Below are 12,941 nucleotides of genomic sequence, written 5' to 3' on the forward strand. Positions count from 1 at the left end.
AAATAATTGGCCTTTGCCTTATCTAATCTCTTATTATCTTAATATTTAACTGTTAAAATTTTCTGGATTAAGCCAATGGATCCCAAGCAGGAACCAAAATTGGATCTTGTTGCCACTGTTGTTGTTCCACAGGAGTCAAGAATGCTTTTTGAACAATAATTTCGTATACATAGTCACTAAACCATTGATCATCCATGACAAAATAGCCCTTCGTACCGACTTGTTCGCCCCAAGAATTTTCCACTTTCCATTTGCGTGCGTGGCCTTGTTCATCTAAATCAACACCAGTCAAAACCATGGCGTGAGACATTTGAGCTTGCCGAGTTTCTAAGCGTTGTTCTTTTGTCATCGTTAAATCCATCGCCAATAATTCTTGATACTGATACAAATCACCCGCTAATAGTCCTTGCTGACGATTAGACTGCGCACTAACATCATTGCCAAACCACACTGTATCTCCCGCTTGTAATTGCTGAATGGCAATTTGCTTTAAACGTTCGATTGGCAAATTTAAATCTTTTTGTTGCTTAGTGCCCACCATATTCGTATCGTCTTTGAGATGATACGTCCGACCGTATGGTTTGCTAGCTTGTGGCGCATTGAGTAAAGAAACATAGTCGTTAAATGGATAAGCACAATATTCTTGTGCAAATTGTTGTGGTGTAATGTTCGTTGCTTGAATTAATTTACCAGTATCCGTTTTTAATTCTAAATCAAAGTTAACTGGTGGCTGGCCAAAACATAGCACACAAATACGGTAAACTTCACTGAGCATGGCTTTGATACTTTGTTGTACTTGTTCATCTGATGCTTGTTGTTGCACTAAAGAGCGCAATTTTTCCGCGTCTTTACGCAATTTAGTATTCAAAACTTGGGAAAATTCCTGCGTATGTTCCGAATTATAAGTTTCCGGCATCACATATTTGGGTACCACCCCGTATTTTTGAACCAAATTATATCCGTAATTCCAACGGCCACCATCTTCATCCGGTCCCGCTAATAATTGGGCCACATACCGATCCGTTAACTCCCGATCAGCGGTTGCAATCACTTGTTGGTAAAAAACATTCGCTTTTTCCAAGCGGTCATAAAAAGACAGGTAATTCTGAGATAATTCAAAATCTTTAATTTGATATTTCATCGCAAACTTCGTGCGCAAAGTTGTGAGCGTTGAAAATAACCAACAGCGCCCAGACTTTTTTTGATTCGAGACTTTACCAGTGGCTACTTCAACATTAAATTCTGGGTTTAACTGCCGCAACTGTGCTTGATTTTGGGTGGCTTTATTAAACCCATTATTCTGCACTAAAGCTCCTTTAATTGCCGCAGCTGGTTGTTGTTTTAAATCTTGATGAAATCGCTGTAATTGTTGTTGGTCAATTGCTTGCAAGTTGATCACTCCTAGACTTTTCTTATCAGACAGTTTAAACTATTGGAGATTAATAGTAAATAGTTTAATGAGGAAATTCTAAGAATGCAACCAGTTAAAATTGCTTATTTATATGAAGATTTAATGAACACCTACGGTGATTCGGGCGATGTCAAAATTTTACGTTATTTTTTAAAGCAGCAAAATTTTGATTGCACCGTAACCAATATTAGCTTAAATGATGACTTCAATGCCTTAGACTACGATTTTTTGTTCTTTGGTGGTGGGCAAGATTTTGAGCAATCGGTGGTCGCGCACGATATTTTACGCCACAAACAAACCATTACCGACTATATTGAAGACAATCGCCCCATGCTCGGAATTTGCGGCGGCTATCAATTCTTGGGCTCCTATTATCAAACGAGTGGCGGGCAAACCATTCAATGTTTGGACATTCTCCCCTTTCACACCGTTTTTAATCCTCAAAAACGAATGATTGGTGATACGCATTTCACCACCAAATTTGGTGAAGTTCATGCATTTGAAAATCACAGTGGGCAAACTTTCTTTGATGATTCCAAGCAGTTAAAACCGTTTGGCAAAATGATTGAAGGTTACGGCAATAATCCAGATGATGGTGTCGAAGGCATGATTTATAAAAATACAATTGGTAGCTATGCCCACGGTCCCTTACTCAAAAATACTAACGTTGCCCAAGGTTTAGTACAATTAATCATCACTAATTATCAGCAGCATCATGCACCAGCTGAGCTAAATAATTAACAGTCACCGCCTCAAGACCGTATAATAATCTATATATGAAACCATAAAACATGATTTTTCTTGTTAAAAATTAAATAATCGCAAATTAAGGAGTGATTTTATGACCAAGATGACTGCAGGTCGTGCTTTGGCTCAAGTCTTAGTCAAATGGAACATTGATCATTTATATGGTATTCCGGCTGACTCAATCAATAATGCCGTAGAAGGTTTATATCAAGAACGTGAACAGCTCAAGTACATTCAAGTCCGTCATGAAGAGATTGGTGCTTTAGCAGCCACCGCTGATGCTAAGTTGACTGGTAAAATTGGCGTTAGTTTTGCTTCTGCTGGTCCCGGTGGTGTCCACCTGTTGAATGGCTTATATGATGCCAAGATGGATCATGTCCCCGTTTTAGCACTCGTCGGTCAATCAGCCACTGGCATTATGAATACGAACTTTTTCCAAGAAATGAATGAAGATCCCATCTTTGCCGACGTAGCAGAATTTCATAAGCAAGCTACTACAGCTGAACAGATTCCTTACTTAGTAGACGAAGCTATTCGTCATGCTTATGCTACTAAATCAGTTTCCGTTGTCATTTTACCGGATGATTTATCAGGCCAAGAAATTGATTTTCAAGGTTTCCAAACAGCTGCCATTGCCCACAAACCGGCTAATTTATTAAAGCCAACTGCAACGGAGATCCAACAGGTTATTACAGCTTTAAAAGAAGCGCAACGGCCCGTTTTGTGGCTAGGTCAAGGCACCAAGGGAACAAGAGAACTGGCAGTACAAGTCGTGGAACAATTAAACTTACCCGTCTTAACCACCGTTCCTGCAACTGGCGTTATTCCAACTGACCATCCCAACTTCATGGGTTCACGGGGTCGATTAGGGACCAAACCTGGCTTTGAAGTTACTAACGCGAGCGATTTAGTTATCTTTGTTGGTTCCAATTATCCGTTTGCGCGCTTTTTACCCGATTCTGTCAAATTTATTCAAGTGAATAATAATTTAGCCGATTTGGGCAAACAATACGATGCCAGCGTGACCGTTTTAGCTGATAGTGCCGAATTTTTCAAAGCGTTATTAGCTAGTGGCTATCAACGACCTGAAACTCCGTTTGTCAAAGCAGCTAAGCAAAACAAAGCTAATTGGGATCAATGGTTACTGCAATGCGCCCAAGATGACAAAGACGGCTTGCGAGCTGAAGGTGTGATTCAAGCCATTAAAGAACACAGTACGAACAATGCCGTTTATGGTTTAGATGTTGGTAATAATACAGAATGGTCTATTCGCCAATTACCATTTAATCAAGACCAATCATTTACCATGTCCCCCTGGTATGGGACCATGGGCTTTGGCTTACCCGCAGGCTTAGCCGCCCAATTGAATTACCCTAACCAACAAGTTTGGAGTATTTCTGGCGACGGTGGCTTTGCAATGGTCATGCCTGATTTATTAACCGAGGTCAAATATCAATTACCAGTCATCAATGTCGTTTTGGAAAATAATTCCTTTGGTTATATCGAACATGAAAAAATTCAAAATCAACAATCCATGTATGGTATCAACTTATTAGGGGCTGATTGGGGACAAGTGGCCACAGCCATGGGTGCTCACGGTTTTACTGTGCAAAACTTAAGTGAATTACAGCAAACCATGCAACAAATTGATGAATTACAAAAGCAAGGTAATCATTTACCTATTGTGTTAGATGCAAAGATTCAAAATATTGATCCAATTGATACCAGTTTTGTTCCCGTCAATGAAGATCTATTTGATCAACCTACAATTGATCATTATCGTAAACTTTACGATGTCTCAGCAACAAGTCAGCCTTCACTGCAGACTTTGATCAAACAATTTTCTGAAGTTGAATAATATTTCTATTAAAAATGCAGTTTACAAAACATTTGTAAACTGCATTTTTTGTTTATTTTTGATTTCTCTGACAAACTTCAATAATTTCATGGTTCGGACCGTAAAAATTAAAATAACTAATTCCATGTTCCCAAAATGGTAAATGCATCACCTGGTCATCAATAAATTCAAAACCCAATTGGTGCACATAATCATAGGCTGCTTGAATGTCATCGGTATCTAATGCCAGGTGATTAATTGCACCATTCACAGGATTAATCGGTGCTTCATATAATTCAATCAGCAAGTCATTTAGTTGCAAGAAACCGACTTTACTGCCTTGATTGTCTTCTTGATTAATTAACTGAAAACCTAATTTTTCATACAAGTCAACACTCTGGTCAAAATCTTGCGTAGTGATACCAACATGTGAAATACCCTTAAAATAAGCCATTTTGCAATCCTCCAATATTATATTTTTCAACTTGATTATAATCTTTTTCTAAAAAACAGACTGAATTAATCTTGTCTTAGAGTCGACTCCAAGGTGTACACTGCCACTAAAATTTGTAATAAAGAAGGTTTTAGCAAATGACTAATATTTTAATTATGGCAGCCAACGGGCAGATTGCGCGGATTGTTGAAGAACGAATTCTGTCCGAACAACAATTTCAAAATATTCATTTGACTTTATTTTTAAGAAACAAACGGCGTCTAGCCCGCTACCAAAATAATTCTCGGGTAACTTTAATCGAAGGCGATTTACTAGATGAGGCGGCAGTAAACCAAGCCATGATAAACCAAGATTTAGTCTTTGTAGCCGTCGTTGATCACGATTCAAAAAATCGCATCACCCAAAACGTAGTTACTGCTATGAAACAGCAGGGGGTTAACCGGGTACTGTTTGCCAATGTGCTGGGATTATATCACGAAGTTGGCGGTGAATTTGGCCGCTGGAACGCTGAATATATTGGACGCGGTTTACCATCTGCTAGACAGAGCGACCAAATCCTCAAAGAATCTGGTTTAAATTACACAACATTGCGTTTACCTTGGTTAAACGACCGCCCCGCAATCAAGTATCAAATTACGACTCAAGCGCAACCTTATTTAGGTGTTTCAGGCTCACGTCAAAGTATTGCGGACGCGGTTTTAAAAATAATTGCCGATCCAAAGCAATATAGTTACGAAAGTATTGGTATCGCTGATCCAGACACTCAAGGTGCAAACCGCCCGGTTTATTAAATTAAGCATCTGCTACTTACTAATTAAAAAAACGGTCCATCACTTGTTTAACTGGCGATGAACCGTTTTTTAATTGTGCTTCAAAATTAGCCGCGATTAGCGGTCAACTTGTTATTTAATTATCAGACATCATATAGACAAATTGGTCTGTGGAAATTTTCTCGTTTAAAGCCGTGACTAGCTCTGGAGCTAACTGATGTTTGCGGAGTTCTTGTTGCACAAATTCATATTCATATTGAAAAGCAATAATAATCAAATCACGTTCTTGGGTTTCATCCGTTTCATTGTTACTGAAGCGCTGATGCCGATAAGCATAATAATGTTGCACTAAATTAACTTCGGCAATATTTTCTGGATCACGTAATTGCTTTAAATATTGACTGACAGCCTGATAACCGACATTCTCCAATTTACGCAACTGCTCCTTATTATAAGCCAACGCTTTACGGTCTTTTTTAGACAACTGCACTGCTCGTTTTCTTCTTAACCGCCGAATCCGCCAGCGCAAAACCACTAGCTTACACCACATCTTCAACTGAATTAATGGATTGGTAATAATTTTGCGCATTTGCAATATCTGTTGGCGATTGTATTGCCAAACAATCTTAGAATCGATATCTTCATTATTTTGCACAAAGTGATCGATTGCTGTAAATTCAATACTTTCGGTTTTTTCTAATAAATTTCGTACTTGCTTAGGGTTAGCTCGGGCATTATCTAATTTTTGGCTATTCAATAATGTAATGACATGGCTGAGTGCTAGTGGATTTTGGTCATTATTTTCACGTAACTCCTGAATCGCGTAGTTGACCAATTTTACTAGTTGGTCAGTAAATTCGTTAATCGTAAATGGACTGACCTTGGCCGGTAAGAGTCTTGGTAACAACAAAGTAGGCACAACTAGACTCAATAAGATAATAATTTCGGCCACAAAAATCAGATCTGTTCGAAAGGGAATCAACTTACCATGTTGCATAATGGGTAACGAAAATGCCATTGCTAAAGTAATTGTGCCGTGAATTCCACTCAAAGCAATGATCAGACTGGTTTTTGCTAAGCTTTGACCTGTATCCGGTAATTTGATCCAGCGCCAGTACACCCATAAAAACCGCAAGGCTAACATCAACAAATACAAACCACTTGCCAATAACAACAATGTGGAAAAATGTAAATTATTATAATCGACGATGGCCAGCAAATTGCGGGGCAAACTAATTCCCAATAAGACAAAGACAAACCCATTTAATAAATTAGATATAATATCCCAAGTTGATGATAAAACCACTTGATTCGATGATGAGGTCAAGCGTAGCTGACGTTTATAAATACCAAATACTACCCCCGCAGCAACGGCGGCTAAAATACCTGACAGATGAAATTCTTCGGCCACTAAATAAACAATAAATGGTGCCAAGACATTAAAGGGAACTGTAATCGCAGTCGCATCAAATAAACGGCGTTGAAAAACAATTTGGATACTAACGAGTACTAATCCTAACAGAATGCCCACAATGACTCCGCCGACAAAAGTCGTCAAAAAAGTCCCAACGCTATGCCAAATACTAAATTTTCCGGTGACAAACGCTGCAAGCGCCAAATTTAAAGCCACTAAGCCCGAGGCATCGTTAAATAACGATTCATTTTCTAAATTCTGCATTAAAGATTCTGGCACTTCAATATCGGCAGTGATGGAAGAAACCGCCACTGCATCGGTAGGCGCCACAATAGCTGTTAAAGCTAAAGCCAAACTTAATGGTAAAGCATCCCACAGCCAGTGAATGAAAAAGCCGCCCACAACAATCGTTAAAATGGCTAGTACAATCGCTAATGACAACACATTACGAAAATTACTTTTTAAACTATGAAAGTCTGTATTCTGACCATCATTAAACATGAGTGGCGCAATAATAATCAAAAAGAAAATTCCAGGTTTTAAATTAAAATGTGTAAATTCCGGTAGCCAAGACAAAGCAAAACCCGTGGCAATTTGATAAAAAGCTAACGGAATTTTTGGATAAAGTGAATAAATGATATTAGCTGCAATAGTTGCACTAATTAACAACAAGCATGTAAAAAATAATGACACAAATTTCCCCCTTATTGTTGAATAGGCAGCTGTGAGTTAATTATTGGTTGACTGAAGAAAATGGGAACAATAATCTTATTAGCAATACATTAATTGTTCTTTATAACCCCGATACTTGCTGGATTAGCGCTCTAAAAACTTATTAGCTTTAAAAATAGCTAAGGAAATAATCGGTACAATGATCACCGCCGCCAATAATTCTGGCACCCCATTACTGCCAACGACTCCCATGATTGCCCAATTTAATCCTTTAACCGGCACTTTATAAGATGCCGCCATCGCTGAAGCATAAAGAATCCGCATTAAACCTAAAACTAATAATGTATTGGTTAATGCTCCAATAGCAGCAGCGACCACCATTGCTGGCGTTTTACTTTTCAGCTTATTAGATAACCAGCGGTAAACCCAACCAGCAAAGTAGCCAACTAAAATCCGTGGCAAGACCGAGATCACCGGATTGGTAAACACAATCGTGTCCAAAATACTAGACGGCGCTGCATAAGCACGTATTAATGAACCTAATCCCCAAATAAAACCAATCAAAGCTCCATCGTTGGGGCCTAACACAATTGCTGCCACAATAACTGTGATATGAATAATTGTAACATTAAGTACCCCTAAAGGAATATAACCTAAAAATGGCGTCATTGATTGAATCAAAATAATGGCAATCAAAATCGCCCGAATGGCAATTTTATAAGCTTTACTTTTACGCAATGTTTTCTCCCTACCCCAATCATCAAAATCAATTCTTGGTTACTAGATTAAAATCAATAATAAGTATACCATTTTTCAAAAAACTAGCTAGACTTGCGAGCAATTAAAGCTTAGCAGCTGCCAAAACTATACCAATTGTTAAATTAGCCGGTTAAAGCTTATTTAAATGAGTTCTTTTTAACCGAACCATTTTGGATTAATTGACTTTTCACCAATTACCACTACTTGCTTTAAGTTGGCTTGACTTTCCAACAATTTGCGCTAAAATTATAAAGCAAACAATCAAAGAAGAGGTTGCTAAATTTAAGAGTAACGTTCAGCCGATTATGAAGAATCTAAGCCTGAACGTGAAAGGACTTTTAGCCGAAATGGTGTTTAACTTCATTTATTCACTGTTGGGTTCAGATTGAATAAGTCTGAGACTGTCGCAATTAATAACAATTGCGGGGCGCTATCTACGATTTTATACTAGTAGCCTCTTTACGATTTTCGTAAAGAGGCTTTAATCGTTTTTAGAGTCCTTCTCACTTAGGAGGATTTTTTTATGGCAGAAAAAGGTTCACAAGATCACGTACAGCGTAATCTTAAAAACCGCCATGTTTCCATGATCGCTTTAGGCGGTTGTATTGGAACTGGTTTATTCATGACCTCAGGTTCGACAATTTCTAAAGCTGGCCCGGGGGGCGGCTTAATCGCCTATCTGGCCATGGGGATCATGGTTTACTTTTTAATGACTAGTTTAGGTGAGTTAGCCACTCATTTGCCCGTTTCGGGTTCTTTTGCTACCTATAATGCTAAATATGTTGACCCCGCACTAGGCTTTGCGATGGGGTGGAATTACTGGTTCAACTGGGCCATTACTGTTGCGATTGATATCTCAACAGCTGCCTTATTGATTCAATACTGGCTGCCCCATACTCCCGGTTGGATCTGGAGTTTACTCATTTTAGTCGTGATCTTTTTAATTAATGCCTTAACCGTTTCTACCTTCGGTGAAACCGAATATTGGCTATCTTTAATTAAAGTGGTGACAGTTATCGTCTTCTTAATCATTGGCTTTGCCATGATTTTAGGAATTATGTATCGTCCGGCTGCTGGTTTAAAGAACTTTACTTATAAAAAGGCCCCCTTTGTTGGCGGCTTTCCAGCCATCTTAAATGTCTTCTTAATTGCCGGCTTTTCCTTCCAAGGAACTGAATTAGTTGGTGTAACCGCGGGGGAATCAGAAGATCCAGAACATGCAGTACCGAAGGCCATTAAAGAAGTCTTTTGGCGGATTTTATTATTTTACATTTTATCTATCTTTGTGATTGCTGCTTTAATTCCTTACACCAGCAAGAATTTATTGAGTGCGGCTAATGGTAATATTGCTGTTTCGCCATTTACCCTAGTCTTTAAACGTGCTGGACTAGCTTTTGCCGCCAGCTTAATGAATGCCATTGTTTTAACAGCCGTACTTTCCTCAGCTAATTCTGGTGCTTATGCTTCGACAAGAATGTTATATGCCTTAGCACACGAAAATTACGCTCCTAAAGCGTTTGGTAAAACAACCAAACATGGTATTCCTTTACTGGCTTTAAGCGCTACTATGTTAATTTCTTTATTAACTTTCGCAACCAGCATCTTTGGGCAAAAGATTTATATGTGGTTAGTGGCCGCTTCTGGCTTAACCGGCTTCATCGCTTGGGTTGGCATTGCCTTAAGTCATTATCGTTTCCGGAGAGCCTTTGTGCTACAAGGTCATGATTTAAGTGAACTCAAATACCACGCTAAGTTATTTCCTTTAGGACCAATTATTGCTTTAATTTTGTGTATCCTAGTCATCGGTGGACAAAATATTGATGCCTTTGTACATTGGGATTGGCAGCAAATTGGAATTACTTATATTGGCATTCCATTAGTTCTAATCTTATATTTTGGTTACAAATGGAAACACCACACTAAGATTATCCCGCTAGAGGAGATTGACGTTTCAAGTGAAAAATAATTATTACTAATAATAATTTAATAGACTGGCCATAGCAGCTTACTGATGACATTCTTGACAATTCGATCAGTAACTCGTTGCTAAAGACCAGTCTCTTTTTGTTAACAAATTAATTACTAGATTTTTCCGTTAATGCAACAATGGCCGTAATCTACGGGCACAAAAAACTGCTACGATCGCTTTGAGTGTATCTCCCGGAATAAACGCCAAACTCGAAACTACTGCTTTACTCCAGGCTAAATGACTTTGAATTGCTAACCAGCTAGCGCCAACTAAATTAACGCCAACAACGCCCAGCAACCAGACCACCAAAAATTCCGTCCACCATTTAGCAGAAAAGAACGTGCGCTTTAAAGTACTGCCGACCAGTAATGGCACAAAAAACCAAGCCACTAAGTAACCCCCCGTTGGGCCAATGAAACTAATTATTCCACCACGTCCGCCTGATAAAAAAGGAAAACCTAGCGCCACTAATAATAAGAATAATCCTACGGCCGCTGTGCCTGCTTTAGGGCCTAACAATTCCCCTGCTAGCATCACGCCTAAATTTTGCAATACAATAGTCACCGGGATAAAACCCAACGGAATTCCCGGAAATAATCCCAAAACGATAATAATTGTCGTCATCAGCGCTGTGGAAACTAAAGCTTTTAACGAATACTTCACGATTTCTCTCCTTCAACAATTACAATTTATTTAATTCAATCTGCGTTTAGTTTACCAGCTACCAGATTAAATTAACATCTACCAATCACCTGGCGTCATAAGCATTTGACTTTATCTTAAGTATCCAGTATGTTTTAATCAATTAATAATGGAGGTTATTTATGCAAACTTATGAAGAATCCCAAGCAACTGGTTTAAGCCGTTTTACTTCCTTAGTTTATCTATATACTGGTTTAGGCATTGTTTTTTGGTTAATGGCAGCTTTTGCTCTTGCTAAAAATCAAGCTTTCACCATGCCCATCATCATGTGGGGCGCACAACATTGGTTATTATCAACCATTATCATTGTGGGTTTGTCCATGATTTTATTAACCATGTGTCAACGTTTTGCGCAAAGTTCTTATTTAATGACGTTTGTCTGTTACCTCGCCTTTTTATTTGTTTTTTCATTTTTAGGAGTACCATTATTTTTTAGTTATTCCGCTAAAAGTATTGCCCAAGCTTTAATTTTGACTTCCGTTGTCTTTTTCGTAATGGCCGGTTATGGTTATTTCACCAAAACCGATTTATCGTCTTGGAGTCGGACTTTATTAATTGGCTTAGTTGCTATCTTAGTGGTTTCCTTATTAGATGTCTTTCTTTTTAAGAGTCCAATGATTGCTTTAGTCATTAATATCTTAACGATTGTTATTTTCATGGGCTATATTGCCTTTGATTCCCAAGACCTCAAACGGATTTATGCCAATAGTCAAGGCCAAAACTTAGGCGCCTTAGCTTTAGTCGCTTCCGTGAATTTAGTCTTAGATTTTATCAATTTACTAATGAATCTGTTAGCTATTTTTGGTAATGACAATAATTAAGAACTTCATGAGCAAATTTCTGGCTACTCTCATTAAAAGAGAGTAGCTTTTTTTATGTTGCGGTGAAAATTCAATCCAAAATCTCGCCCAGTACCTACTTAATACTTAACTACCCAGCTCCAACAGCTTTGAGATTTAACTAGATCATAATTGAACAGCAACAAATTATTTTCAGGAGGAACATTTTTTGAATACTCGTAAAGTACAAATTTCTACTTTAGTCGGTATTATTGCTCTCACCACGGTGACGCGCTTGGATTCCATCATGGCCCCGTCCATCGTCAAAATTCAACAAGCTTTTCCCAACGCTGATGCGACTCAAGTTGAATCCATTGCGTCTATCGGTGATGTAGCATCCATGCTGGCCTCTTTTATTTTTGGTTTTATTTTAACCAAAATCACTTACAAATATGCAGCCGCTATTGGCCTAGCTTTATTAGCCGCTGGTGGCTTACTACCTATCTTCATTCACCAAAGTGTCAACCAACTAATCTTTTTTGCTTTGATTGTCGGCTTAGGTAGTGGCGCGATTACAACTGTTTTGCCTAGTTTATCTGCAGCCAATTACCAAGGTGAACGACGGTCAACTCAATTTGGCTTCAATGTCGCGTTAGAAGATGGTTTTGCTATGGTCTGGATCGTGATTGGCGGCTATTTAGCCAACATTAGCTGGGTTCATAACTATTACATTTACTTCATCACGGTTATCGCATTGATTTTAGCTTTAATCTTTATTCCGAACGTTAAGCCTAGTGAAGATCAAGCTGTTAATGAAACTTATGCTGCGAAAAATCATTGGGGCTTAATTATTGGTTTAGTAGTCATTTCTACGTTTGTGGAAGTCTTAGCCGCTGTAATGTCCAATAAAATGGCCATTTACCTACACACTTATCACATTGGTGGTCCTAGCACTTCCGGTCAAGCCCTCTTGTTTGTCCGCGCAGCTTCTATTGTGGCGGGGTTATTTATTAGTCTTTACCGCAAGGTTTTTGGTAATTATTTATTGGCAGCCGGCTTTGGTTCTGCAGCCATTGGGGCAGCATTATTTATTTTCTCCCATGCGTTTTGGAGTAGTGCATTAGGCGCTTTTCTAATTGGAACTTGTGCTTCAGTTACTTTGATTACTGTGCCTTTTTTGTTATCTAATTTAGCCACAGCTAAAGTTTATCCCATTGTCATGGGTTCGTTCTCTGCTTTAACTAGTTTAGGCTTTTCGTTTTCTGTCTGGTTCTTCAAATACACGGCACCACTATTCAATCCTAATCATTTAATTGGAACTTTTGAATCCATGATCGCTCTAAGCGTTATAATTATCATAGTACTAGTTGGTACTAACTTGCAGAAACGCACCACACAAGTTACTAATTCGTAGTTTTTCGTTTGGA

The 12,941-nt window shown here is 38.5% G+C and carries 11 protein-coding genes and 1 riboswitch; of the genes, 6 read left to right on the forward strand and 5 right to left on the reverse strand.

What is annotated here, in order from left to right; genetic code table 11:
• Positions 1-67 precede the first annotated feature (67 nt).
• The gene (locus AC3B5S_RS04180) at positions 68-1,390 is read right to left on the reverse strand and encodes a C1 family peptidase (RefSeq protein ID WP_489790114.1); all 1,323 of its coding nucleotides are present in this window, start codon (positions 1,388-1,390) and stop codon (positions 68-70) included.
• A gap of 84 nt (positions 1,391-1,474) precedes the next feature.
• Here AC3B5S_RS04180 and AC3B5S_RS04185 point away from each other — a divergent pair, with 84 nt between their 5' ends.
• Both AC3B5S_RS04185 and AC3B5S_RS04190 read left to right on the forward strand, forming a co-directional pair.
• Positions 1,475-2,152 carry a type 1 glutamine amidotransferase gene (locus AC3B5S_RS04185; protein ID WP_489769327.1) on the forward strand — a complete coding sequence of 226 codons (678 nt, stop codon included), beginning with the start codon at positions 1,475-1,477 and terminating at the stop codon, positions 2,150-2,152.
• A 100-nt stretch (positions 2,153-2,252) separates the two neighbouring features.
• Entirely contained in the window at positions 2,253-4,016 is a 1,764-nt protein-coding gene (locus AC3B5S_RS04190) for a thiamine pyrophosphate-dependent enzyme (protein ID WP_489769328.1), read from the forward strand.
• A gap of 52 nt (positions 4,017-4,068) precedes the next feature.
• On the opposite strand, the gene AC3B5S_RS04195 is transcribed toward AC3B5S_RS04190, so the two are convergent.
• On the reverse strand, positions 4,069-4,449 hold the full coding sequence (locus AC3B5S_RS04195) for a VOC family protein (RefSeq protein WP_489769329.1): 381 nt from the start codon (positions 4,447-4,449) through the stop codon (positions 4,069-4,071).
• 137 nt (positions 4,450-4,586) lie between these two features.
• Between AC3B5S_RS04195 and AC3B5S_RS04200 the strand changes: the two genes are divergently transcribed.
• Positions 4,587-5,240: an NAD(P)H-binding protein gene (locus AC3B5S_RS04200; RefSeq protein ID WP_489790115.1), complete on the forward strand. Its 654-nt coding sequence runs from the start codon at positions 4,587-4,589 to the stop codon at positions 5,238-5,240.
• 115 nt (positions 5,241-5,355) lie between these two features.
• Here the strand turns inward: AC3B5S_RS04200 and AC3B5S_RS04205 are convergent, their stop codons facing one another.
• Both AC3B5S_RS04205 and AC3B5S_RS04210 read right to left on the reverse strand, forming a co-directional pair.
• Positions 5,356-7,326 (reverse strand): cation:proton antiporter, encoded by a 1,971-nt coding sequence (locus AC3B5S_RS04205; protein WP_489769331.1) that lies wholly within the window; start codon positions 7,324-7,326, stop codon positions 5,356-5,358.
• Between the two features lie 123 nt (positions 7,327-7,449).
• Positions 7,450-8,043 carry an ECF transporter S component gene (locus AC3B5S_RS04210; protein WP_489756937.1) on the reverse strand — a complete coding sequence of 198 codons (594 nt, stop codon included), beginning with the start codon at positions 8,041-8,043 and terminating at the stop codon, positions 7,450-7,452.
• A 280-nt stretch (positions 8,044-8,323) separates the two neighbouring features.
• A riboswitch (Lysine riboswitch) is annotated at positions 8,324-8,505 on the forward strand.
• Between the two features lie 82 nt (positions 8,506-8,587).
• Between AC3B5S_RS04210 and AC3B5S_RS04215 the strand changes: the two genes are divergently transcribed.
• Positions 8,588-10,030, forward strand: a complete 1,443-nt coding sequence (locus tag AC3B5S_RS04215; protein ID WP_489790116.1) for an amino acid permease — start codon at positions 8,588-8,590, stop codon at positions 10,028-10,030.
• A gap of 129 nt (positions 10,031-10,159) precedes the next feature.
• Here the strand turns inward: AC3B5S_RS04215 and AC3B5S_RS04220 are convergent, their stop codons facing one another.
• Positions 10,160-10,696 carry a biotin transporter BioY gene (locus AC3B5S_RS04220; RefSeq protein WP_489769332.1) on the reverse strand — a complete coding sequence of 179 codons (537 nt, stop codon included), beginning with the start codon at positions 10,694-10,696 and terminating at the stop codon, positions 10,160-10,162.
• A gap of 161 nt (positions 10,697-10,857) precedes the next feature.
• On the opposite strand from AC3B5S_RS04220, the gene AC3B5S_RS04225 reads away from it, so the two are divergent.
• Together AC3B5S_RS04225 and AC3B5S_RS04230 are read left to right on the forward strand one after the other, a co-directional pair.
• Positions 10,858-11,556: a Bax inhibitor-1/YccA family protein gene (locus AC3B5S_RS04225; RefSeq protein ID WP_489756934.1), complete on the forward strand. Its 699-nt coding sequence runs from the start codon at positions 10,858-10,860 to the stop codon at positions 11,554-11,556.
• 187 nt (positions 11,557-11,743) lie between these two features.
• Positions 11,744-12,928: an MFS transporter gene (locus AC3B5S_RS04230; protein ID WP_489769333.1), complete on the forward strand. Its 1,185-nt coding sequence runs from the start codon at positions 11,744-11,746 to the stop codon at positions 12,926-12,928.
• The last annotated feature ends 13 nt before the right edge of the window (positions 12,929-12,941 follow it).

This window comes from Bombilactobacillus sp. ESL1094 (genome assembly GCF_058107425.1).

Excerpts from the sequence above, each read along its gene's own strand:
- AC3B5S_RS04185 (WP_489769327.1), top strand. The coding sequence starts at position 1,475 with ATGCAACCAGTTAAAATTGCTTATTTATATGAAGATTTAATGAACACC.
- AC3B5S_RS04190 (WP_489769328.1), top strand. The coding sequence starts at position 2,253 with ATGACCAAGATGACTGCAGGTCGTGCTTTGGCTCAAGTCTTAGTCAAA.
- AC3B5S_RS04195 (WP_489769329.1), bottom strand. The coding sequence starts at position 4,449 with ATGGCTTATTTTAAGGGTATTTCACATGTTGGTATCACTACGCAAGAT.
- AC3B5S_RS04200 (WP_489790115.1), top strand. The coding sequence starts at position 4,587 with ATGACTAATATTTTAATTATGGCAGCCAACGGGCAGATTGCGCGGATT.
- AC3B5S_RS04215 (WP_489790116.1), top strand. The coding sequence starts at position 8,588 with ATGGCAGAAAAAGGTTCACAAGATCACGTACAGCGTAATCTTAAAAAC.
- AC3B5S_RS04225 (WP_489756934.1), top strand. The coding sequence starts at position 10,858 with ATGCAAACTTATGAAGAATCCCAAGCAACTGGTTTAAGCCGTTTTACT.